Below are 22178 nucleotides of genomic sequence, written 5' to 3'. Positions count from 1 at the left end.
TAAATTGCTCAGAGTCCGGCAGGTTTCGGCTTGCCTCAATATTTTTGCTGTTTCTTAGTTTTTTATAGGTCGATCGCGCTATGGTTTACCGTGACATTCCTCTGATTATTCCAGTGTTGGCTGCGGGTTATTTATTGATTGTCTATGGGCTGCTGGGGCTGGCTCGACGCAATTCGACTGAGGTTTCGCGATCGTCGGGGTCACGAGAGTAATTTGGTTGCGTCTCCGACAACTTCTCTGACTCGATAGATGGGTCGGCCTTGTGATTCGTGGTAGGTTCTCATCGAAAGTTCGGCGAGCAGTCCAAAGCTAAACAGGTGCAGCCCTGACAAGAGCAGCAAGACCGTGAGAATGAGTAAGGGACGTTGCCCAATGTCTTCTCCTAAACCCAATTTGACATAAGCCAGGTAAGCGCCCGAAACGGTGCCTGCTAGCAAAGAGAGCAACCCAACTCCACCAAAAACGTGCATGGGACGGGTGAGAAATTTTCGCATAAAGGCGATCGTCAGCAGATCCATGATCACGCGAAAGGTGCGGTCTAATCCATACTTACTTTTGCCAAATCGTCGAGCATGGTGGCGGACGGGAATTTCGGTAATTCTGGCTCCCTCAATAAAGGCGAGTGCGGGGAGAAATCGATGCAGTTCGCCGTAGAGATTCATATCCGCCACCAGTTCAGCCCGATACGCCTTGAGTGAGCAACCGTAATCGTGAAGATGAACACTGGTGCCCCATCCAATCAGCCAGTTGGCAATTTTGGAGGGCAAAATCCGCGTCAGCGAGTTGTCTTGACGATGTTTGCGCCAGCCGCTTACCAGGTCATAGCCTTCTTCGAGTTTGGCCAGCAAGATGGGAATGTCTGCCGGGTCGTTTTGCAAGTCGCCGTCTAGTGTGACGATCGCGCTTCCTCTCGCGTGACTAAATCCTGCGGCGATCGCGGCCGTCTGCCCATAGTTCTTTCTCAAAATCACGGCTCGTAGGTCGCGGCGCGTCTGAGCCTGTTGCTTCAGCAGTTGGTCAGATCCATCTTGCGAACCATCATCCACACAAATGATTTCGTAGTGTAAATGCTGGATCTGGAGGGCGATCGCGTCCAGTAAAGCAGGAATGCTCTCAATCTCGTTGTAGATGGGCACCACAACAGACAGATCAGGCTGAAGGTCACTGCTAAAAGTTGCTGGCGTTCCGTGAGGAAAAGGAGAAATGCTCATGAGGACGAGAGAAAAGTTGGCTTTTAGTCTATCAGCAAAGGGGAGGGATGAGGGATGAGGGATGAGGGATGAGGGATGAGAATTTTAAATCAAAATGCTTGTCCGAAAGTCCCCCAGAATTGGGTGGTTGGAGGGCAGGAGATGCAAACAACGAAGCGAAAAAACTTTATCGAGCTGAGGATCGCTTACTTCTCTTGAGGTTGGTAGCTGGTGGTGACTCGTCCGGCTCCTCGTAGTTGGGCGTAGTAGGTTTGACTAATGGAGTCGCCTTCTGCCGACAAGATATCAATTCCGATACCGTTGCGTCCCTGATCTTTGCCTGAACTGTGAATATATTGTTGGTTTCCTAAATACAAGCCCACATGCGTTGCTTTAACAGGTGTACCAAAGAAGATTAGATCACCGGGAATTAAGCATTCGATTTCAACCTTTTTTACAAAGCCTTCTTGCTGATAGGCATCTCTGGGTAAACGAATTCCCGCCGAAGCGAAGGCCGCTTGCATCAAGCCAGAGCAATCATAATTTGGGGCAACGGTTCCTCCCCAAAGATAGTGATTGGGGACATTCATCGCCGCTTTTGTAAACTCAATGACTTGAGGAATTTGCTGCTGGATTTCTGCCTCAGATAGAATCGGCGCTTGATAGGAAGTTCTCGTTTCCTGCAAATACTGCAAATCTTCAACGGACAGCCAGCCGGAGTAGTCATCTTCGCAAAGCATGACCTGGAGCGGCGTGGGAGAGAGAATTTTTAAGAAACGCCCGATCGCGACCTGAGTTGCCAGACTTTTAAGTTCAGGAGAATCGTAAAGATTGAGGTTAGCTCTGGTGAGATACTGCATGGTGGCAAGGAGGAGGGATGAGGGGTGAGGGATGAGGGATGAGGGTTGTCTTTGACACGCTTTGCGGGAGAGAGGAGGGTAAGAGGTAGGATTTCTTTAAGGATCGGTGGCTTTGTCGTTCCTGGGTCAAACTCAGAGCTTTCTACCATGACTTTCTTTCACAAAGACGAAACGTTGCAAACTTTGGGCGATCGCATTCTCGAAGCGACTTGGCGTGAGTTTCCGGCGTTGGCACAAAATCAGATTGCGATGACCTGGATTGTCTATGATGCGCCAGTGTTCGTGAATACGGGAGGGGCGGTGAATGTGGATGATTTTTGGCAACGATCGCCGCGGGGCTTTCAGTATCGAGGAGTTGAGCGGATTTACCCGGCTAGTGTGGTCAAGCTGTTTTACCTAGTGGCAGCTCATGAGTGGCTAGAGAAGGGCATGATTCAAACTTCGACTGAGTTGGAGCGGGCGATCGCTGACATGATCATCGATTCGAGTAATGACGCGACGAGTCTGGTGGTGGATGTGTTGACGGGAACGACGAGCGGCCCAGAGATTCCGAGTGCCCCGTTTGAGACGTGGAAACAACAGCGCAATATTGTGAATCGCTACTTTCAATCGATCGGCTGGCCTGACCTGGCCACCGTGAACATGAATCAGAAAACCTGGTGCGATGGCGCATACGGACGAGAACGAGCCTTTTTGGGGGAGGCTTATGAAAATCGCAACATGTTGACGACCAATGCTTCGGCTCGATTGCTGCACAGCATTATTGGTGGAGTAACGGTTTCGGCGGCGCGATCGCAGTCCATGATGAATTTGATGCGGCGATCGCTCAATCCCACTGAGTTAAAAGCCAACCCTGAAAATCAAGTGACGGGCTTTTTGGGCGAAGGGTTGCCGCAAGTGGCTCGACTCTGGTCAAAGGCAGGATTGACGAGTCAGGTTCGCCACGATGCCGCCTATGTCGAATTGCCCAATGTGCGCCCCTATTTGCTGGTCGTCTTCACCGAAGGCAAACCTCACAGCACCAATGAGGCAATTTTGCCGTTTGTGTCTCAGCAAGTGGTGGAGGCGATCGCTTCTCTAGGAAGGGATGAGGGATGAGGGATGAGGGATGAGGGGTTGCTGTTGGGTTTGGGTTTGTTCAACACCAACCTATAGAAGATGAAGGAGTTTAGGCGTTTTGTTAGTCAATCAGGGCTATTCGCTATAGTGAAAAAAGACTTTTCTGGATGGAGCTAGGTTGCCGATGACTAGCCTGTTGGTTCAATCTGCACAGATGTCAATGCCGATCGATCTTTCTTCGCTCACTACACTGTCGAAGATGAGTGATCAGCAGTTTTATGAGTTTTGTCGCACGAATCCTGACTTGCGAATCGAGCGGAACGCCACCGGAGAAATCGTTGTGATGCCCCCTGCATTTGCTGATACTGGAAACCGCAATGGCAGAGTCTTTGGGCAACTCTATGTCTGGTCTGAAGCGGATGGGACGGGAGAGGTATTTGATTCTAGTTCGGGCTTTACGTTAGCCAATGGTGCTACTCGATCGCCCGATGCCGCCTGGATTTTGTCCAATCGCTGGAATGCTTTGCCGCCAGAACAACAGGCATCTTTTGCCCCGATCGCTCCCGACTTTGTGGTGGAATTGCGATCTAGTAGCGATACATTGATCAGCCTGAAGGAAAAGATGGAGGAATATATTGCAAATGGGGTGCGGTTGGGGTTATTGATCGACAGAAAGCATTGTCAAGTTCATGTTTATCGAGTCGATCGATCTCCAGAGATTTTGGACAACCCTGAGTCTGTCAGTTGCGAACCTGAGATGCCAATGTTTGCGCTGAAGATGGCAAAGATTTGGTAAGGAGATTGCACGCTGGTTATGTGTAACGATACGACAGCCTTTTAGCTGGTCGGTTGGGTAATACGAGGCTGATGTGAGCAGGAATCGAGTGATCGCTGCTCTCGGAAATGTGTAGGCTTGAGGGGTTGCTCACTCATTTCTGATTGTTCTATGACCTCTTATCCCACCAGCCAAAAAACGAATCAAGTTGACGAATATCATGGTGTCGCGATCGCTGACCCGTATCGGTGGCTAGAAGATCCCGATTCTGATGAAACAAAAGCCTGGGTCGAAGCGCAAAATCAGGTGACGTTTGGCTATTTGCAGCAGATTCCGAGTCGAGAAGCGATCGCTAACCGTCTCACAAAGATCTGGGATTTTGAGAAATATGGCATCCCGTTTAAGGAAGGTAATCGCTACTTTTACTTCAAAAACGATGGACTACAAAATCAAAGCGTTTTGTATACCTTGAAGTCGTTGGATGACCAGCCGATCGTCTTGCTTGATCCTAATAAGCTTTCTGAAGATGGAACGATCGCCCTCTCTGGCTTATCGATCAGCGAAGATGGTGCATACATGGCTTATGGGCTGTCTGCTTCGGGGTCAGATTGGCAAGAGTGGCGGGTGCGAGATATTGAAACGGGTAAGGATACGATCGACCATCTCAAGTGGATCAAATTTTCGGGCGCATCCTGGACACACGACCATCAGGGCTTCTTTTACTCGCGCTACGACGAGCCAAATGAAAAGACTAAGCTAGAAGACGTAAATTATTTCCAAAAGCTTTACTATCATCGGCTGGGCACTGACCAATCTGAAGATCTGTTGATCTACGATCGTCCCGATCACAAAGAATGGGGCTTTCAGGGCGGTGTGAGTGAAGATGGACGCTATCTGATCGTTTCTGTCTGGTTGGGCACTGATCCGCGTAATCTCGTGTTCTACAAAGATTTGGCAACACCTGACGCGCCTGTGGTGGAGTTGATTGGCGAATTTGAGGCGAGTTTTAGCTTTATTGACCACGAGAACGATCGCTTCTGGTTTCAGACTGATCTTGATGCGCCACGGGGACGGGTGATTGCGATCGACTTGCAGCAGAGCGAGCGGGCCCATTGGCAAGAAGTCATTCCTCAAACGGCTGAAACACTGGAAGGAGTCGGCATTCTCAATCATCAATTTGTTGCGTCTTATCTCAAGGATGCTCGCAGTCAGGTCAAGATTTTTGGACTCGATGGAGCCTTTGTGCGTGAAGTGGCGCTTCCTGGAATCGGTTCGGCTGGTGGATTTGGGGGCAAGCGCGACGAGACGGAAACCTTCTATAGCTTTACTAGCTTCACTACGCCGACCACAATTTATCGCTACAACCTGCTGACCGATGAGAGTACCGTGTTTCGTCAGCCCAAGGTCGATTTCAATCCTGATGATTACGAGATTCGGCAGGTTTTTTATGCCAGCAAAGACGGCACTCAGGTTCCGATGTTCATCACCCACAAAAAAGGGCTAAAACTGGACGGCAGCAATCCGACTTATCTCTATGGCTACGGCGGATTTGGCATATCACTAACGCCTTCATTTTCGGTGGGGCTTTTGGTGTGGATGGAGTTGGGCGGCGTGTATGCTGTTCCCAATTTGCGGGGCGGTGGTGAGTATGGCGAAGACTGGCACCAGGCAGGCACCAAACTCAAGAAACAGAATGTGTTTGATGACTTCATCTCTGCGGCGGAGTGGCTGATTGACAATAATTACACGTCGTCGAAAAAGCTGGCGATCGCTGGAGGCAGTAATGGCGGTTTGCTCGTCGGAGCTTGTATGATTCAGCGACCTGATCTGTTTGCGGCGGCACTTCCGGCAGTCGGGGTGATGGATATGCTGCGCTTTCACAAATTCACGATCGGCTGGGCCTGGATGCCTGAATATGGCTCCCCCGAAGAGGCAGAAGAATTCAAGGCACTCTATGCTTACTCTCCGTTGCACAATCTGAAACCGGAAACGGCTTATCCTGCAACGTTGGTGACGACAGCGGATCATGACGATCGGGTAGTCCCTGCCCACAGTTTCAAATTTTCAGCAGCCTTGCAAGCGGCTCATTCAGGCGATCGGCCTGTGTTGATTCGGGTGGAAACCAAAGCAGGACACGGTGCCGGAAAGCCGACTGCCAAAGTGATCGAAGAGATTGCGAACAAATGGGCGTTTTTGGTCAAGACGCTAGATTTTGAGCCGACGATTTGATGAACGGATTTGATGGATGCTAGTTGAATTTTTCGCTTCGTTGTCAAGCTTCTGCCCCCCAACCCCACGTGGATTCGATGAAGTTTTTTTGCTTCGTTCTTCGGCGCTTCTGCCCCCCAACCCCCCAAAATTGGGGGACTTTAAGACAAGATTTTGGGTTCAAAGTCCCCCAAAATTGGGGGATTTAGGGGGCTGCCTGGATTAACCGCAGCGAAAGATTTCATCGAATTCACGTTAACCCTGCATTTTGGAGAACTCTCGGACAAGCGTTCTGGCTCAAAGTTTCTCACTTGCGAAGGATTTAAGGGGCATTCCTCAACAATCGAAGCGAAGCTCATCCCTCATCCCTCATCCTTGACAATCATCGCCGTATCGGGTTTGCTTACCGTCGATCGCTCACACACGACTCCGTGGTTTCTCCAAAGCTGAAAACTGTGCCAGAGTTTGGGGGCGTTTTGAATCGTCAAAATCATCACCCCAACGCTTACCGAAACCCCCATCATTAATTGGTTGATGCGAATCATTGCTCAAAGTCTCCCCGATTGTCCTTCTCAGATATTCATCCCCAAACTAATTAATCGGGATAAGGGGTGAGCGGCTAACCCATCACTTGTCGCAGTCGAGCTACCAACTCTGTCGGGTCGATCGGTTTCGCCAAATGTTGCTGAAATCCGGCTTGTAAGACCTGGCGTTCGTTGGCTTCTCCTGCGTAGGCTGTTAGGGCGATCGCTGGAATTTCCCCATACTTAGGATGGCGACGAATCTGTTGAATCAATGCATATCCATCTACTTCGGGCATTCCGATGTCGCTGACTAGCAGATCAAAAGAGTCTTGATCGAGCAGTTGGAGTGCCGCGATCGCTCCTGTGGCCATTTTTACCGTGGCTCCTTCTTGCTCCAGCACAAAGGCCACAAATTCGCGAGAGTCTTCGTCATCGTCTACAACCAAAATGTGTAGCTCTGAAAGGGGGCAGTGATCGAGGGTTGAGTCAGCAGCCGATTCGATCGGGGCGCTGGTTTGCGAGAGACAGGGCAACTTGATGGTGAATGTGGCTCCCTGTCCTTCGCCGGGGCTGTCTGCTTGAATGGTGCCGCCGTGGAGTTCGACGAGTTGTTTGACGATCGCCAACCCCAATCCCAGTCCGCCAAATTTGCGCGTCGTCGCTCCGTCTTCTTGACGAAAATGCTCGAAGACATGAGGCAAAAAATCCGCGTGAATGCCTTTGCCCGTGTCGATGACTTGCATCTGAACCACGCGATCGATCTGCGTTAATCGAATCTCAACCCGGCCGCCTGTGGACGTAAATTTGACCGCATTCGATAAAAGATTCCAAACCACTTGCTGTAAGCGACCTGCATCGCCAAAAACCTGCCCCACACTCGGATCAAAGCTGGCTTCAATCTGAATATTTTTGGCTTCTGCTGCCAGTTGCACGGTTTCTAACGCGGACTCGATCGTTGCCACCAAACTCACTGGAACCTGATTGAGCGCCAACTTGCCCTGGAGAATGCGTGAGACATCCAGCAAATCCTCAATTAACTGCGATTGAAGTTTGGCGTTGCGCTCGATCGTGGCGATGGCGGCCGCGGATTTTTCAGCATCAAGGCGGCCCGTTTGCAGTAGTTTTGACCAGCCCAAAATGGGATTGAGCGGCGTTCGCAATTCGTGAGACAGGACGGCTAGAAATTCGTCTTTGATGCGGTTGGCTCGTTCGGCGGTTTCTCGTGCGGCTTGCTCTTGTTGGAGAATGCGCTCTCGATCGCGCTCAATCTGAATGCGATCGCTAATGTCGTTGGCGATGCCTACCAGTCCGACCACCTCGCCTGCTTCGTTGCGATAAGGGGCCTTCATGCCCAAAAAGGTGCGGATGCCATCGGGGGATTCTTCGACGACTTCGGTTTTGCCCGATTCCATGATGCGGCGATCGTTTTCCATGACTCTAGCGGCATCTTCAGGAATTGGGTAGAGATCGCTGTCATATCGCCCGATCACTTCTTCGGCCGTTTTGCCCAACACGGTGAGCGTCGCGGGATTGGCGTAGATGATGCGCCCTTGGCGGTCTTTGACGAAGATGGGCGTGGGTGCCGATTCATTGATCACGTTGAGAATGGCATTTTTTTGCCGCAGTTCTTCCTCAATGCGAACGCGATCGGTAATATCGGTATTGGTGCCAAACCAGCGTGAGACCTTACCTTGGGCATCTCGAATCGGAATCGCTCGCGAGAGAAACCAACCATATTGCCCATCTCGACCGCGCAGCGGAAACGTATCCTCCCAGACTTCGCCCGCCTCTACGTGTTGACGAAATTTCTCCGTCACGCGATCGACGTATTCGGGATGATGTACCTTTTGCCAACCCCAACCCTGCATCTCTTTGAGTGTGGTCGCCGTGTAGTCAAACCAGCGCTGATTGTACCAAAAGATCCAGCCGCTCTCGTCGGCTATCCATGCCAGTTGAGCAATATTGTCAGCCAAGTTGAGAAACCGCTCTTCGCTCTCTTGCAGTTCTTGTTCGATGCGTCTGCGATCGCTAACATTGCGCCAATAAACCGAAACTCCCTCAGTTGAAGGATAAGCGTTGGCTTCTAGATAAAGATTGAGCGCTGGCGACAGATATTCAAAACTGACGGGAACCTGCTCGGCCAGTGATCGGTGCAGTTCTCGATACGAGATTGAATCGGCCTGTTCTTCAGCCGGAAATAGCGTCCAGACTGATTGACCCAGCAAGTCAGCTTTGGAATGTTGGAGAAGCCGTTCTGCTGCCTGATTGACATAGGTAAAGCGCCATTCAGGATCAAACGCGACAAAGGCATCGGTAATGGTTTCTAAAATGCGGCTGATGGTTTGATTGGCTTTCTGGAGGGCGAGTTCGGTCTGTTTGCGTTGGCTAATATCTCTAAAGAAGATGGCGACTTCTCGATCTGACGGCCCAAAGCGAAAGGCGTACACATCAAACCAACGGTTCATCGCTTCAGAGCCATTCTCAAACCGCAGGGGTTCGCCCGTCAGCGCCACATTACCGTAGATTTCGACCCAATGATCTTCGAGGGTTGGAATGAGTTGACGTGCCGTTTTGCCAACTGCCTGAGTGAGTCCGGTTTGCGTTTCAAAGGCTGGATTGGTTTCTAGAAAGCGGTAATCGATCGGCTGATTATTTTCATCAAACAGCATTTCGATCAGACAAAAGCCGTCGTCGATCGACTCAAACAGCGATCGATAATGGCCTTCTTGAAGCGGTTGAGAATAGCTCGGTTCGTGACGTGACTGTTCTGAGGCAGCTTCTACAAATGTTGTCACCACTGCGTAGGGAGTTGCACTGTTGGCTAAAAATAGCGGACTTGAACTCACCGTCAGCCAGATCACGTCTCCGGTCGGCCGACAAACCCTCATCAGCACATCAAAACAAGGCTGCCCCGTCTGCAAAGCTACCATCGCGGGATGCTCGCCCAAAAAAGGAGAGCCATCTAGATGCACACTCTGCCAGTGAAGGTCGATCAAGGTGCAGCCCTGAATTTGTTTGGCGGTCACTCCCAAAAGCTGCTCTGCTTGATCATTACACGCCTGGATCGTGCCGTTTGATAGTTGAAACACCATCCCCGCCTCGGTTGGAATCTCAAACGCTCTATTGAGCGACGCTGGGTTGGGTTCAATTTTGCCTTGATTTTGCATGAAAGTTCATCGTCGATCGCACAGCTACGATCTTAAGAAATTGCCTCTAGTCTTTCCATCGTCTCGCAATTGCCCAAAATCGTCTAGAGTGCCAAATTTCGATTTGCATGAGCAATAAGTTTCGGTCACAGCAAGCCGTTGAATGTCTGATAAAGGGCTGGAAAAAGCGCGATCGCGCCAACAATTTTGAGCGTTACAACCGATTGATTCTTAAGGTTGCGTAAATCTTACGTTAAAGCAGTCCTTTATACAGTTTTTCATCTGCGTGAATCGTAACAATAGAGTTGTGTCCTAGAGTCAAATCACCATAACTGTATAGCTCTCGTGAGGGGGCTATTCTTTTTAAATAGGTGTTCTTAAACACATCTTTTTGATCTTATCTTCTCATCTTCTCAAACGTGAAATCAAACACAAAAGGAGCAGACTTTTTAGATCCACTCCTTCGATCGACTTGACTCACAAATTAGAAACTTTAGTTAACGTGAATTCGATGAGAGTTTTTCCGCTTCGTTGTTCACGCCTCCTGCCCCCCAACCCCCCAATTTTGGGGGACTTTAAGAGAAGAGAGGAATTCTGGTTCAAAGTCCCTCACTCGTGGGGGATTTAGGGGGCGTTCCTGGATCTAAAAGCGAAGCGTTCATCGAACTGACGTTTAGTTAGAAACCTCTGACAACTCGATGACATTTCCTGCGAAATCTTTGACCAAAAAGTTCAACGGTTTTTCGCGACGAATCTTATGCTTAACGCCGCGCGTCTGAACTCGTAAAAGAATTTGGTCTAGACAATCGCGATCGAAACACACATGTCGCTGGCGATCTTTTTCTCCGAGACTAGCGCCCGAAATGATGTGTAGCTGAGTATTTTTCTTGAGTTGATACCACAAGCCATCATTCGCCGTGCCCCGTACCGTCGTGCTGCCCACATTGCCAGACAGATGCATGGGGTTGATACCCGCAGTGCCCAACGACTGCTCATAGTTGTAGTAATAGTGCAACGGCACCTCAGCCGCCGCCAGACTCAACATGCCTTCATAAAAGTCTCGTGCCAACTCCACATCCGACACCATGACTGTGTAGACCTTGGGAGCGCTGGTCAAAAACATCCACATCGCCGCCGCATAAGCACCCAGCAGCATAATCATGATGCCCTGAGTCGAGAGTAAGCTATCCATAAATCAAGAAGTGTAGACGATCGCGATTGATAAACTGATTGACAAACTTAGATCTCAGTATTACTAAGCTAATTCATTCTATCAACAGGGATTGACGAGAATCCGCAACAAAGTCTGTAAACATTCTGGGAATCGGACAAGGGGGAGGTTAGACAGGGGACATTAGACAGGGAACCGAAGACTGAAAGCTGCGTCCAAAGTCGTGCCGATCGATAACTTTTTTTGACGAAAAACGATCGCAACTAGACAAAGACGCTGTATATAGTGGTAGAGGCCCTCTATCAGCACCTTTCCTCTGTGGATTAAACTCGTGCCCATTCCTACCTTTCCTGAAGCGAACCATCCGGTTATCAAGTCACTGTCACACTACAACGATCAGGAATTGCTGACGCTGTTTCAACGATATCCTGATGTGGGGCAATATTTTACGGCGGTTTTTTGTCGCTATAGTCCGATGGTCTACACGCTGATTCAGCATTCGGCGCGCTCGCCTGTCCAGGCTGACTATCTGTTTGCGCTGATTTGGCGACATATTTTTCATGAATTAGGCGGGTTGGATCTGCGGGCATTTGCATCAGAAGGCCTCACCTTTCAAAGCTGGCTGATCAACGTCACGGCGCTCTGTATCAATCAGGCCGAGTTGCCCCCGGTTGAGGAAATTCACTACAACATTAAGGCCGCCTCTCCGCCGTTTTGGTGCTACCTCGATCGCGCCCTCGAACAGCTTCCCCCAATCACTCGTCTGATGGTGCTGATGGCGCAAACCTTTCACTGGAGCGAAACCCGGATTTCTGCCTACCTGCAAGCCGAAGGAGAACATATTCCGCCTGCTCAAGTCAAAGCCCACCTGCAAGAAAGCTATCAACTGCTCGAAACGACTTTGCCCGAAGATATTAGAGCTATCTATCTGGGTGGGAACGCTAATGGACAATCTGGGTTCGCTAACTTGGATGCCTCGTCTTTAGAGGCTACCCTGGATTAATTCTGAATTATTTGTTGATCGGAGGTTTTGAGATGCGCGGGATGAAGGCGAGAAGGATGGTTGCAGTTCAACTCTTAGTCGGGGGAATGGTGCTGATGGCTCCTTCTAGCCTCGCGGCCGATTTGAATGCAGATCTCAATACGCAACTGTTGATTCGTCAATACAACGGCACTCAGGGCACTCCTAGACAGGAAGCCGATCGCCTCTTTCGTCAGGGTGAAGAGCAAGAACGAGCCGGATTTTCTGACAAAGCGATCGACTCCTACCTACAGGCGCTCAGTCTCTACCGTGACATTCGAGAAGTGGAGGCTCAGGCGCTAACCTACGATGCGCTGGGTAAGACTTACGCTCAAGTGGGCAAGTTTACCGAAGCTGAAGACGCACTCAGACGCAGACTGGCGATCGCTCGTGACCTCAAAGATTTTCAGGGACAGGTGTTTGGCTTCAACAATCTCGGAACGCTCTTGCTTCAACGGGCCAGCATTTCAGAAGCTCAAAAAACGTTTGCAGACGGGCTGAAGATCGCCAAAGATACCCGGTTTTATGCGGGAGAAGGGCTATCTCTAAGCAATCTGGGACTCGTCGCCTACAGTTTGGGTGATTACAATCAGGCGATCGCTCTCTACGAGCAAGCTAGAACCCTTCGCGGACAGGCAGGCGACCCCGGCGAAGCCAACACGCTCAACAGTTTAGGCGATGCGTATCGGGCAGTCAAAGACTATCGATCGGCGCTAGTTAGCTATCGTCAAGCGTTGTTTGTGTCGCAAAATAGTGTCGATCGTCCCAGTCAATTTCGGGCCCTCAATGGATTGACGCTTGCGTTCTATGGACTGGGGCAAAATTCCAACGCTTCGACAACTCTGGATCAACGGCTGGTTCTCGCAGTGGAGCAAAACGACTCTAGACAACTCATCGTGACGCTCAAAGATTTGGCAAAATTCTACAACGCCAAGGGTGACTACACGGCTGCCGACAGCTACTATCAGCAGGCATTCAAGGTGGCCCAAACGATCAACGATTCCAAAGAGCAAGAAGGATTGTTGAGAGAAATTGGAGTGCTGCGATCGCGCAAATATACCCGCTAGTTGCCATGACTCAAACGCTTGTTAAAAGCCAGTCGGATCAGCGAATTTTGGTGAGCGATCGCACCTGGGAGCAATTCAAGCAGATTCAGAAAGGCTTTGAGAATGCTGCTGGGATTCGCTTGTTTTATTTTGAGGGCACGATCGAACTTCTCATGCCAGGACGCGACCACGAATTTTTCTCTCGGTTTATTGGATATCTGGTAATGACCTTTTTGTTTGAGAAAGGCGTTCGCTGCATTCCTACGGGGTCGATGACGCAAGAAAAGGAGGGTGTCAGCTCAGTGCAGGCGGATGAGTCTTACTGTATCGGAAGTTCTAAGCCGACTCCTGACTTGTCAATTGAAATTGTTTTTACAAGCGGCGGTGAGAGCAAGCTACCTCGATATCAAGCGATCGCAGTCCCCGAAGTCTGGTTTTGGGAAGACGGAACCTTTACGCTCTATTGTTTGGTTGCGGGTCAGTATGTGCAAGTCAAAAAAAGTCAGCTACCTGGCTTGCAAGACCTGGATATTGACTTACTGACTCGATGCGTCCTCATGTCCGAAACAGATGAATTAGCCGCCCTGAATGAGTTTAGAAAACACAAATAGGACGCACGATCGCTTTTCTATCAAAGCTGCAAATCAAGGCTGCAAGATCATGGGCGTTCCTTTGGAGTCGCCGTTGAGAATGATCACTTTAGCGTTTTGCGATTCGGCTAGTTTTTGGGTGGCTTCGATTTGACGAAATTGGAGAACGCGATCGCTCAAGCTTTGAGACAAGATTTTTTGAGCATCGGCGTTTCCCTGAGCTTCAATGCGTTTGCGATCGGACTCTTTGCGCTCTTTTTGCAAGACAAATTCCATGCGTTGGCTGTCTTGCTCGGCTTGCAGTCGGGCTTGAATCGATTGCTGAATACTTTCAGGTAGAGTGACATTTCGCAGGGGCGTTTCTTCGATGATCACGCCGCGATCGCTCAAGGCTTTATTCAAACTATCGCGCAGTTGTTGAGACAGATTGTCTCGATTGGTGGTGTAGAGCGTTGTCGATTCATAGCTGGCGGTTGCGGCCCGGATCAGCGATCGCACTTGAGGAATCAAAATCACCTCTTCGTAGTTGGTGCCGATCGTTTGATAAATTTGTTTGGCTTTAGCTGGATCGAGCCGATACAAAATGCTGACATCGACGTTCACAATTAAGCCTTCTTTGGAAGGAGCCTGAGTCGTTTCTTTGATTTCTTTGGTCTGGGTCGAAAAGGTGACGACTTTGGCAAACGGATGCCTGAGATGAACGCCTGGATCAAGCGTTTGGTTTGATACCTGCCCAAACAAATCGACCACGCCAACTTGCCCAGTGGGAATGATAGTCATCGATTTTACCAACGTCACCAGGGCACCCAAGCCGATCGCTATCAGAGCAGCTTTGGGAAATGTAAAACGGCTGAGACGTAATTGCATCTGCAACACTCCATTGCTTAATTTCTGATTGAACTAAGAGTACCCGAACTGTAGATGCTGTCTAGGTTTGATTAGTTTAAGGTCGAGTTAAGCGATCGAGATTGAAGGCGATTTTTCTACAGGATTTTGCAGGCTGATGAGGACGGTGCATAAAGGAATTTGCTCGGTCGTGTAGGTAGTACAGTCCTAAGTCGTCACTTTTCCAATTCAATTATCATGACTGAACTAAATTCTTCTAACCTCAATGATGTCCCAAACGAGATTGTTACGGTGCGTCCCACGATCGAGACGATGACTCGTCAAGGGTTGCCCTACTTCATCGGGATTTCTGGCGCGACAGCAGGCACCGAAGGTCTTTCTCTCAGTTTGGTCGAGATTCCACCGGGAGGTATTGGCCAACCTCACATTCATCAGGGCTTTGAAACCGCAATCTATATCCTCAAGGGACGGGTCGAAGCGCGCTATGGCGATCGGCTTCAGCATTCTGTGATTCATGAAGCCGGAGATTTTATGTTTGTGCCGCCTGGGGTGCCTCATCAGCCGCGCAATCTGAGCGAAACGGAATCGGTGCAGGCGATCGTTGCTCGGAATAATGCCTACGAAACAGAGGATGGCATTCCTTACACTCCCCCGTCAGATTGAGCGGTTAAAACTTTGGCAGCAGATTGGGCGAGTTGTTTGATTGTCGTGAAGTCTGGGGCAGGAATGGCATCATTCAAGCTCAGCCAGAGCAAATATTCAATGTTTCCGGCGGGCCCGACGAGCGGCGACCAGGTAAGCCCCCGATAGCCCCAACCGAGTTCTTGAGATGCGGTGAGAACTTGCGCGATCGCCCCTGCTTGATCTTTGACATCTCGCACGACTCCTTTTTTGCCGATGCGATCGCGACCCACTTCAAACTGGGGTTTCACCAACAGCACCATTTCTCGGGGAGCTTGCAGCAGTCGCCACATTGCAGGCAAAACTTTGGTGAGTGAAATAAATGAAACATCCACGACACCCAAATCGGGAAGCGGTTGATCATCTGAATACAAGTCTTCTGGATTGAGGTGGCGCAGATTGGTGCGTTCTTTGAGGATGACTCGCGGGTCTTGGCGCAGTGTCCAGGCGACTTGTCCGTAGCCAACATCAATGCCATACACCTGTTTTGCGCCCGCTTGCAGCAGACAATCGGTGAATCCGCCTGTAGAAATGCCGCCATCGAGACAGATGCGATCGCTCACCTCAATTCCAAATTCTTGTAGCGCTTTTGCCAATTTTTCACCGCCGCGAGAGACGTAGGGCGATCTGGCTTTCACTTCGATCTGGGCCGTTACGTTGACTTCGGTGCCGGGTTTGTCGATGAGTTGGCGATCGACTCTCACTTCCCCCGCTTGGATCAATCGCTGTGCCTGCTGCCGAGAATCACAGAGGGCGAGGTCTACCAGTAATGTGTCGAGACGCTGTTTCAAGGGATGAGGGATGAGGGATGAAGTAGTCATGATAGCGGGGATGGTGGCGGTTTGGGAGGCGATCGTTGCTGTTTGAAGTTGGAACGTTGGGAGTTGGAGAGCGATCGTTGGGGTTGAGATGAGAGTGTTGCGGTTTGAAGTGCGATCGTTCCTGTTTAAGCCTAGAAGTTTTCTGCTGGAAAGACGATCGTTCCTGTTTAAGAAGCCGTTTGTGTCATTTCTTGGCGAAGCAGCTCAAGATTTTTTCGTACCGTTTGGGTATTGGGATGTTTGGCTCCTAGCGTTTGCTCTAGTATGGCCAATGCCCGACTAGAGAGCGGTTCTGCTTCCTCATAGCGCCTCTGAAGATAGTACAGTAATGCCAAATCGTTGAGGCTGGTTGCCACATCAGGATGATCTTCTCCAGGGAGTGTTCGTCTCAGTTGCAAGGCTTGAAGATAGAGGGGTTCGGCTTCCTCGTAGCGTTCCTGAACACGGTACAGTCCTGCCAAATTGTTGAGGCTATTAGCCACGTCAGGATGATTTTCTCCCAGGAATGTTCGTCTTAGTTGCAAGGCTTGAAGATAGAGGGGTTCGGCTTCCTCGTAGCGTCCCTGAGACTCGTACAGTTCTGCCAAATTGTTGAGGTTGGTTGCCACACCGGGATGTTTTTCTCGCAGGTGTGATCGCGTCAATTCCAAAGCTTGAACAAAAAGCGGTTCTGCGTCCTCGTAGCGTCCTTGAGATTTGTATAGGTATGCCAACCAAGCCAGACTACTTACCAAATTCTCTTCTTGACTGATCGCTGTTTGCAGGTTGACCGCTTTGCGAAAGTAGTCAGTTGCCGTTTCTTGTTCTTGCTGATAATCGATCGCTTCTCCCCGTTCTGCTCTGCCAGCATAGAGCCGCCCCATCTGGTTATACAGCGTTGCCAGCAGTGGATCATCAGGGCGTTTTTTCTCGGTTTGTTCGATCAGCGCTTGCAAATCTGCCAGGGGCAACAGAACATCATCGTCGTTCGTCAGTCCCAGTTCTGTCAGGATGGGCTGAAACGATTCAAGTTGCGAGCTTTTTACCGCCGCCGTTTGGTGTGACTCAAAGCGAAATACTCCCTTGCGCCAGCCCCAAAAATCCGGTGCCTTCCGCTCCATCTGCGTCAACAATTGCGTCGTCACCCACAGCACGATCGGAAACCGAAACTCCGGCAACGCCTCCCGCGTCCACTGCAAATAGCCAAAAAAAGCATCCTGCTCCGACTTTTCCTCACCCAACGGCAGAAAATAAAGCTGCTCTGCCCCCGTCACCATCACCACCGACTGACTCCCCTCACGCAGCGACTCATCCTCCTGCATCTTTTGCAGAATTGTCATTTTGAGACTGGGTTCTCCCCGAATTAACGAAAGTCGATAGCAGCGAATAGGCTCCAATTCTGCCTGAAAGCGATCGATTAACGCTTCACGAAACTGGCTATTGTCACACACCGCAATCAGCAGACTAAAAACTCCCTGACTCGCCTCGATAGTCACCAGCAAATCTTCATATGCCTCCAGGTTTTCTGCATCCAGTTCTATTGCATCAGGCATTAAATTAGATTCCTGTCTGTTAATAGTTCCACGACGATCGGATGTACGTCATACCAGGTTTTACGATTGCGATATTCTAAAACATGTAGCCCATGCAGCAAATCTAAAAACTCTTTTTGGGTCGGATCATCAGGCATCAACTCGGTATAAACTTTAGACAAAATTTCATAATCCACCTTTCCCAACCGTAGCGAAAAATCATTGCGAAGCTTGTTCACTGCCTCTTCTAAGATTGCCTCATTGATCACGATCGCCTGCGTCGGATCACGACGAATCAACCGCAGACAGATTCGACAACATTCATTTGCAATCCGAATCAACTCCCGCAAAACGCCGCCACTATAGCGAATCATCTTTTCTGCGGTCTGCCTGTCCAACAGACGATCGGAAATTCGCTTGTGAAGAATTGCACACAAAATATCCATCACTTCCGGTTTCGGAACTGCATTAGGAAGACGACATTCATCTTTAGCAAACAGCTTGAGAACAGGCCTACTCACCAATTGATTATTGGTTTCTGTCTCGATCGTCGGCAAAATCTCTTTATCTCGCAGCGTTGCCATCGGGATTGTATAAATAATATGAAACCCCGGCAATATTCGCTCAAACTTTTGCTTAATTTCTCGACGCACACCAGCATTGGTTTGTAGCTGTAAACTGACTGCTTCTAATAAGTTAATGCCAACTTTTGCTTCCCCTTTTAATTCTTTGACATCCGTTTGAGTCTGTTCAGCGAACCACTTATAAATTGCATTTTGTGTGGTCTTGGGAACTTCAACCTGATGCTTTTCTGCCTCCACCATCAAATTGAGCGCGATCGCAAACAAAATATTAATGTGATCCACATCCGACATTTCAATCACTTTCGCAATCGAAAACAGCACCACAAAATAGCGACCCCTTGCGGGTAACTCGAAGAGATCGCCCATCAATGGACTGCGACTAAACTCCGCCAACAAAGTCGATTTTCCACAGCCCCGATGCCCCGAAAAAATAATCTTGCTATCCGCTGCACCGCTGTCTTCGACCAGTTGCACCAGTTGATCGATCACATCCCCGCCATACTCTACGCGAAAGCGATCGAGATCCTTTTGATCCAATAGAGGCAGCAAATCAAGATTTCTGTACGCCGTCTGAAACAGACTCAACAAACTATCAGCCATACTTCGCTTATCGAAAATGTGCCATCAATATCATCACTTCTCGATTTAGCGTATCGTAATGATTCCTGCCACTCATCCCTCATCTCTCATCCCTTCCTATGCTCCACGGTTTCATTCCCCCCGATCGCTTCTTCCCCTACCTGACCTGGACGGATATTCAAGCGATGCCTGATAAAGAGAATGTGGTGATTGTGCAACCGATGGGCGCGATCGAGCAACATGGCCCTCACTTGCCGCTAGTGGTCGATGCCGCGATCAGTGTGTCCGTCTTGGGAAAGGCATTGAGTCAGCTTGATGCCAGCATTCCCGCCTACGCGCTGCCCTGTCTCGACTACGGCAAGTCAAACGAACACTGGCACTTTCCGGGAACGATTACGTTGAGTGCCCAAACGCTGCTGGCGATTTTGTCAGACGTAGCTGAAAGTGTCTATCGGTCAGGGTTTCGCAAATTAGTGTTCATGAATTCTCACGGGGGACAGCCGCAAGTGATCGAAATCGCTGCGCGAGATTTGCACCAAAAGTATGAGGATTTCATGGTGTTTCCCCTCTTTACCTGGCGCGTACCGGGAATTGGAGCGATCGCCGAAGATCTGCTCACCCCTAAAGAACTCGAACTCGGCATTCATGCAGGCGATGGCGAAACGAGTTTGCTGCTGTCGATTTTGCCCGATCAGGTGAAGATGGATCGCGCCGTTGCCGAATATCCCCTGGGTGAGCCAAGAACCGGGCTGTTGAGTATGGAAGGGGCGCTACCGTTTGCCTGGACAACGCGAGATTTGAGCCAGAGTGGGGTTTTGGGCGATCCGACGACGGCGACGAGTGAGAAGGGCGATCGCATTCTACAAACGCTGGCGGATGGTTGGGTCGCGGTGCTCAAAGAAGTTCACGCCTTTCAGCAGCCCAGAGCTTATTTGTGAAAACAACAATCCGTTACGCTTTTGTGATAATTTGTTGATTTTCTGAAATGTTCAGTATCATTTAATACTCTCTATAGAAAGAGTTTACTACAATAGTTGGCATCAACTCAAGGCATTGTGGAATGCCCCGATCGTAGGAGATAACCGATGCTAAAACTAACAGCCGTCCCCGTTCCCCAAACGCTACAGGAACTCGACGAGGCAGTAAAGCAGTTTCAGGCGAGTGATTTTAGCGGTGAAGAACTGATTCGTCATTGGCAAGCGATTCGAGAAGCGTCTTTGAAGGAATTTGTGCCGGAGCGAGAGGGCGACCCCTGGTGGGTATCTCAAGGAGATTGTATTCCTGGTGAAGAGAGTTACTAAAAAGTTTTGATGCAATGTGAACGCCTTCTCTAACCATTAGGGAGGGCTTTTTGCTGGCAATCATTTATCAGAGGACTCGAAAAAAGCAGCGGGAGAAATATGAAAGAAGTCAGCCAGTTTTTTGATGTGACTGACTATTAGTTTGCGTTGACCGTTGACAACTTCGGAGACGATCGATTGTAGTGGTGATCATATTAGGTTAGCGCCCGTTCTCAGCTTCGACCTGGTTCAATTGCCGTATTCTGCATGAGTTAAAACATGACGAATGAATACTTTTAATATGTGTAATCTAACAGGACAATCAATCGATATTTGTTACGTCGCCAGATTATGTTTACGAAGCTTTGGAACGATGGTCTAATCAACAAGGGCGATCGCTCGCGAATTTTGGCGCTTTCTTGATCGAAGTGGCGATCGTGAAAGCCCTAAAAGAAGGAGAAATTTCACCACCATCTGAGAAGCCACCGACCAATCCCCCACGTAAATAAAACTCATGGGCGAAGCACATCCCCTTCAGGCATATCTCGAAACGCTCTACCTCAAATACAAACCGCTCAAAGAGGGCAAACTGGCCAGCTATATTCCTGAGTTGGCCAAGGCCGATCCAGACTGCTTTAGCATTTGTATCGTCACCGTCGATGGGCGAATTTTTGAAGTCGGAACTGCCGATCAGCTATTCACGATCCAGTCCATCTCGAAGGTGTTTGTCTATGGCATGGCCCTGGCCGAACATGGACGCGAAAAGGTCTTAACTAAGGTCGGAGTTGAGCCAACGGGCGATCCGTTTAATTCAATCATTCGATTAGATGAATACTCCAAGCGGCCTGACAACCCGATGGTGAATGCAGGCGCGATCGCCACTACCAGTTTGATTCAGGGCAGTGATCCAACCGCTCGCTTAAATCGAATGCTGGAGATGTTTCGTGGCTACATTGGTCATGATGTTTATATCGATATGTCGGTGTTTATGTCAGAGCGATCGACCGGACACCGCAATCGAGCTATGGCCCATTTGATGCGGCATTTCGGAATGATTGACGCAAACATTGATGAAGCGTTGGATTTGTATTTCCAGCAGTGTTCTTTGATGGTGAATGGTCGCGATCTGGCAGTGATGGCAGCGACGTTGGCAAATAAGGGTGTGAATCCAATCACGGGCGATCGGGCCATTCCTGCTCATTGCATTCGCGATATTTTGTCTGTGATGTACACTTGCGGAATGTATAACTATGCGGGGCAGTGGGCCTATCAGGTTGGCATTCCTGCTAAGAGTGGCGTGTCTGGCGGTATTCTCGCTGTCATTCCCAATCAGGTTGGCATTGCGGTTTTCTCTCCTCCGCTAGATGCGAATGGCAACAGCGTGCGCGGGATTAAAGTTTGTGAGGAGTTATCTCGTCAATTTGAGTTACACATGTTTGACTTGCCGATGGGTTGTTCTCACTTCTTGCAAACATTAGAAAACAAACCGTAACAAACTGTATTTTGGCACTGGAGAACACGGTATAGTCACGGCATGAGGCCGATCGTCCAGGAGTAAGGTTATGGTGAGAAGACAAACAGCCAATACGCGCAAAACCAGCCCCCGTAAGCCGCCGGAGGTGCCTGTGGTGGAGGGTGAAGCGATCGAGGAGGCAAAACAAGCGTTGGATCAAGCCACCGGCCATGACAATAATGAACCTGCTTCGACTGACGATGTGATCGACGTGTTAGCTGAACCTTGGGATGATGCCCCGACTGAGGAAGCTGCGCCCGTCCCTTCTGAACCCGCTCATTCTGAATTAGAGTCAAAAGTCACCGATCTCAAAAATTCTCTCGAAGCTTCTCATCAAAAAGAACAGTCGCTTCAGCAGAAAATTGATGAATTGCAGTCTCAATTGGATGAGCAAAAATCGCTGGCGAAAAGCTTACAAACCAGTTTAGAAAAGGCGAGTAAAATTCAGGCAGAGCTTGAACAAGCGCAAAAAGCCGCCCTGCAATTAGCTGAGTCTAACCAAAAGCTGATTGACGAAAACAAAGCGCTCAAAGCCGCCCACGCCGAGGCCGAATCTTCTAAAAAAGCCTCCCAACTCACCCTTCAGCCACCCGAAGCCAAGAAAGCTTCTCAGCTATCCGTTCCGGCCGAAATGAGTGAACACGATCGCTTCCTCCGCCAACAAGCCGCCAATCTCGCCCATCCGGTTTTCCCCAACGATCCTGCGCCCAGTCGCCTGTCTGAACAAGATATTGGCTGGTTTGATTGAGTTGTCCGCCGTTAGTACGTTACAA

Annotated in this window: 22 protein-coding genes; 13 read left to right on the top strand and 9 right to left on the bottom strand. The window is 49.6% G+C overall.

Annotated features, from left to right (window positions below):
* The first annotated feature begins 80 nt into the window (after positions 1-80).
* Entirely contained in the window at positions 81-212 is a 132-nt protein-coding gene (locus tag ACKFKF_RS03120) for a hypothetical protein (protein ID WP_446859422.1), read from the top strand.
* On the opposite strand, the gene ACKFKF_RS03115 is transcribed toward ACKFKF_RS03120, so the two are convergent.
* Positions 201-1211, bottom strand: coding sequence for a glycosyltransferase family 2 protein (locus tag ACKFKF_RS03115; RefSeq protein ID WP_446866339.1), 1011 nt, complete (start codon positions 1209-1211; stop codon positions 201-203). The genes ACKFKF_RS03120 and ACKFKF_RS03115 overlap by 12 nt on opposite strands.
* 185 nt (positions 1212-1396) lie before the next feature.
* Positions 1397-2050 (bottom strand): C40 family peptidase, encoded by a 654-nt coding sequence (locus ACKFKF_RS03110; RefSeq protein ID WP_446866338.1) that lies wholly within the window; start codon positions 2048-2050, stop codon positions 1397-1399.
* Between the two features lie 147 nt (positions 2051-2197).
* Here ACKFKF_RS03110 and ACKFKF_RS03105 point away from each other — a divergent pair, with 147 nt between their 5' ends.
* The 3 genes from ACKFKF_RS03105 (at position 2198) to ACKFKF_RS03095 (ending at position 6113) form a co-directional block, all read left to right on the top strand.
* Positions 2198-3148 carry a serine hydrolase gene (locus ACKFKF_RS03105; protein WP_446866337.1) on the top strand — a complete coding sequence of 317 codons (951 nt, stop codon included), beginning with the start codon at positions 2198-2200 and terminating at the stop codon, positions 3146-3148.
* Positions 3149-3293: 145 nt separating this feature from the next.
* Positions 3294-3905, top strand: coding sequence for a Uma2 family endonuclease (locus ACKFKF_RS03100; protein WP_446866336.1), 612 nt, complete (start codon positions 3294-3296; stop codon positions 3903-3905).
* 150 nt (positions 3906-4055) lie between these two features.
* A complete protein-coding gene (locus ACKFKF_RS03095) occupies positions 4056-6113 on the top strand; it encodes a prolyl oligopeptidase family serine peptidase (RefSeq protein ID WP_446866335.1) in 2058 nt (685 codons plus the stop codon).
* A gap of 341 nt (positions 6114-6454) precedes the next feature.
* Here ACKFKF_RS03095 and ACKFKF_RS03090 read toward each other — a convergent pair whose 3' ends face one another.
* The 3 genes from ACKFKF_RS03090 to ACKFKF_RS03080 all read right to left on the bottom strand — a co-directional run bounded on the left by ACKFKF_RS03090 (position 6455) and on the right by ACKFKF_RS03080 (position 10954).
* Entirely contained in the window at positions 6455-6637 is a 183-nt protein-coding gene (locus tag ACKFKF_RS03090; RefSeq protein ID WP_446866334.1) for a hypothetical protein, read from the bottom strand.
* A gap of 74 nt (positions 6638-6711) precedes the next feature.
* Positions 6712-9783: a PAS domain S-box protein gene (locus tag ACKFKF_RS03085; RefSeq protein ID WP_446866333.1), complete on the bottom strand. Its 3072-nt coding sequence runs from the start codon at positions 9781-9783 to the stop codon at positions 6712-6714.
* Positions 9784-10435: 652 nt separating this feature from the next.
* Complete coding sequence (locus tag ACKFKF_RS03080) at positions 10436-10954, bottom strand: glyoxalase-like domain protein (protein ID WP_446866332.1); 519 nt, start codon at positions 10952-10954, stop codon at positions 10436-10438.
* A gap of 310 nt (positions 10955-11264) precedes the next feature.
* Here ACKFKF_RS03080 and ACKFKF_RS03075 point away from each other — a divergent pair, with 310 nt between their 5' ends.
* Genes ACKFKF_RS03075 through ACKFKF_RS03065 form a run of 3 tightly spaced genes read left to right on the top strand, consistent with a single transcriptional unit; the run spans position 11265 to position 13611 of the window.
* The gene (locus ACKFKF_RS03075) at positions 11265-11936 is read left to right on the top strand and encodes an RNA polymerase sigma factor (RefSeq protein ID WP_446866331.1); all 672 of its coding nucleotides are present in this window, start codon (positions 11265-11267) and stop codon (positions 11934-11936) included.
* 56 nt (positions 11937-11992) lie between these two features.
* Positions 11993-13021 carry a tetratricopeptide repeat protein gene (locus tag ACKFKF_RS03070; RefSeq protein WP_446866330.1) on the top strand — a complete coding sequence of 343 codons (1029 nt, stop codon included), beginning with the start codon at positions 11993-11995 and terminating at the stop codon, positions 13019-13021.
* Positions 13022-13026: 5 nt separating this feature from the next.
* On the top strand, positions 13027-13611 hold the full coding sequence (locus ACKFKF_RS03065) for a Uma2 family endonuclease (protein WP_446866329.1): 585 nt from the start codon (positions 13027-13029) through the stop codon (positions 13609-13611).
* Positions 13612-13644: 33 nt separating this feature from the next.
* Here the strand turns inward: ACKFKF_RS03065 and ACKFKF_RS03060 are convergent, their stop codons facing one another.
* Entirely contained in the window at positions 13645-14457 is an 813-nt protein-coding gene (locus ACKFKF_RS03060) for a prohibitin family protein (RefSeq protein WP_446866328.1), read from the bottom strand.
* A 216-nt stretch (positions 14458-14673) separates the two neighbouring features.
* Between ACKFKF_RS03060 and ACKFKF_RS03055 the strand changes: the two genes are divergently transcribed.
* Positions 14674-15099, top strand: coding sequence for a cupin domain-containing protein (locus ACKFKF_RS03055; RefSeq protein WP_446866327.1), 426 nt, complete (start codon positions 14674-14676; stop codon positions 15097-15099).
* Here the strand turns inward: ACKFKF_RS03055 and ACKFKF_RS03050 are convergent.
* The 3 genes from ACKFKF_RS03050 to ACKFKF_RS03040 form a co-directional block, all read right to left on the bottom strand.
* Positions 15078-15938: a TlyA family RNA methyltransferase gene (locus tag ACKFKF_RS03050; RefSeq protein WP_446866326.1), complete on the bottom strand. Its 861-nt coding sequence runs from the start codon at positions 15936-15938 to the stop codon at positions 15078-15080. The two genes, ACKFKF_RS03055 and ACKFKF_RS03050, sit on opposite strands and share 22 nt — an antisense overlap.
* 167 nt (positions 15939-16105) lie before the next feature.
* Positions 16106-17470: a tetratricopeptide repeat protein gene (locus ACKFKF_RS03045; protein ID WP_446866325.1), complete on the bottom strand. Its 1365-nt coding sequence runs from the start codon at positions 17468-17470 to the stop codon at positions 16106-16108.
* Positions 17470-18633: a hypothetical protein gene (locus ACKFKF_RS03040; RefSeq protein WP_446866324.1), complete on the bottom strand. Its 1164-nt coding sequence runs from the start codon at positions 18631-18633 to the stop codon at positions 17470-17472. The genes ACKFKF_RS03045 and ACKFKF_RS03040 overlap by 1 nt, the downstream gene beginning before the upstream one ends.
* Positions 18634-18731: 98 nt before the next feature.
* Between ACKFKF_RS03040 and ACKFKF_RS03035 the strand changes: the two genes are divergently transcribed.
* From ACKFKF_RS03035 to ACKFKF_RS03015, 5 genes are all read left to right on the top strand, one after another.
* Complete coding sequence (locus ACKFKF_RS03035) at positions 18732-19550, top strand: creatininase family protein (protein ID WP_446866323.1); 819 nt, start codon at positions 18732-18734, stop codon at positions 19548-19550.
* 147 nt (positions 19551-19697) lie between these two features.
* Positions 19698-19913, top strand: a complete 216-nt coding sequence (locus ACKFKF_RS03030) for a hypothetical protein (protein ID WP_446859438.1) — start codon at positions 19698-19700, stop codon at positions 19911-19913.
* Positions 19914-20221: 308 nt separating this feature from the next.
* The gene (locus ACKFKF_RS03025) at positions 20222-20401 is read left to right on the top strand and encodes a ribbon-helix-helix domain-containing protein (RefSeq protein WP_446866426.1); all 180 of its coding nucleotides are present in this window, start codon (positions 20222-20224) and stop codon (positions 20399-20401) included.
* A gap of 5 nt (positions 20402-20406) precedes the next feature.
* Positions 20407-21384, top strand: a complete 978-nt coding sequence (gene glsA / locus ACKFKF_RS03020) for a glutaminase A (RefSeq protein ID WP_446866322.1) — start codon at positions 20407-20409, stop codon at positions 21382-21384.
* A 70-nt stretch (positions 21385-21454) separates the two neighbouring features.
* Positions 21455-22153 (top strand): hypothetical protein, encoded by a 699-nt coding sequence (locus ACKFKF_RS03015; RefSeq protein WP_446866320.1) that lies wholly within the window; start codon positions 21455-21457, stop codon positions 22151-22153.
* Positions 22154-22178 lie beyond the last annotated feature (25 nt).

Source organism: Phormidesmis sp. 146-12 (genome assembly GCF_052939495.1).
The sequence above is the reverse complement of the archived record's forward strand: the minus strand, read 5'-3'. Positions and strand labels throughout refer to the sequence as shown.

Coding starts and splice junctions, on each gene's coding strand:
- ACKFKF_RS03120 (WP_446859422.1), top strand. CDS start 81: ATGGTTTACCGTGACATTCCTCTGATTATTCCAGTGTTGGCTGCGGGT.
- ACKFKF_RS03115 (WP_446866339.1), bottom strand. CDS start 1,211: ATGAGCATTTCTCCTTTTCCTCACGGAACGCCAGCAACTTTTAGCAGT.
- ACKFKF_RS03110 (WP_446866338.1), bottom strand. CDS start 2,050: ATGCAGTATCTCACCAGAGCTAACCTCAATCTTTACGATTCTCCTGAA.
- ACKFKF_RS03105 (WP_446866337.1), top strand. CDS start 2,198: ATGACTTTCTTTCACAAAGACGAAACGTTGCAAACTTTGGGCGATCGC.
- ACKFKF_RS03100 (WP_446866336.1), top strand. CDS start 3,294: ATGACTAGCCTGTTGGTTCAATCTGCACAGATGTCAATGCCGATCGAT.
- ACKFKF_RS03095 (WP_446866335.1), top strand. CDS start 4,056: ATGACCTCTTATCCCACCAGCCAAAAAACGAATCAAGTTGACGAATAT.
- ACKFKF_RS03090 (WP_446866334.1), bottom strand. CDS start 6,637: ATGATTCGCATCAACCAATTAATGATGGGGGTTTCGGTAAGCGTTGGG.
- ACKFKF_RS03085 (WP_446866333.1), bottom strand. CDS start 9,783: ATGCAAAATCAAGGCAAAATTGAACCCAACCCAGCGTCGCTCAATAGA.
- ACKFKF_RS03080 (WP_446866332.1), bottom strand. CDS start 10,954: ATGGATAGCTTACTCTCGACTCAGGGCATCATGATTATGCTGCTGGGT.
- ACKFKF_RS03070 (WP_446866330.1), top strand. CDS start 11,993: ATGGTTGCAGTTCAACTCTTAGTCGGGGGAATGGTGCTGATGGCTCCT.
- ACKFKF_RS03065 (WP_446866329.1), top strand. CDS start 13,027: ATGACTCAAACGCTTGTTAAAAGCCAGTCGGATCAGCGAATTTTGGTG.
- ACKFKF_RS03060 (WP_446866328.1), bottom strand. CDS start 14,457: ATGCAATTACGTCTCAGCCGTTTTACATTTCCCAAAGCTGCTCTGATA.
- ACKFKF_RS03055 (WP_446866327.1), top strand. CDS start 14,674: ATGACTGAACTAAATTCTTCTAACCTCAATGATGTCCCAAACGAGATT.
- ACKFKF_RS03050 (WP_446866326.1), bottom strand. CDS start 15,938: ATGACTACTTCATCCCTCATCCCTCATCCCTTGAAACAGCGTCTCGAC.
- ACKFKF_RS03045 (WP_446866325.1), bottom strand. CDS start 17,470: ATGCCTGATGCAATAGAACTGGATGCAGAAAACCTGGAGGCATATGAA.
- ACKFKF_RS03040 (WP_446866324.1), bottom strand. CDS start 18,633: ATGGCTGATAGTTTGTTGAGTCTGTTTCAGACGGCGTACAGAAATCTT.
- ACKFKF_RS03035 (WP_446866323.1), top strand. CDS start 18,732: ATGCTCCACGGTTTCATTCCCCCCGATCGCTTCTTCCCCTACCTGACC.
- ACKFKF_RS03030 (WP_446859438.1), top strand. CDS start 19,698: ATGCTAAAACTAACAGCCGTCCCCGTTCCCCAAACGCTACAGGAACTC.
- glsA (WP_446866322.1), top strand. CDS start 20,407: ATGGGCGAAGCACATCCCCTTCAGGCATATCTCGAAACGCTCTACCTC.
- ACKFKF_RS03015 (WP_446866320.1), top strand. CDS start 21,455: ATGGTGAGAAGACAAACAGCCAATACGCGCAAAACCAGCCCCCGTAAG.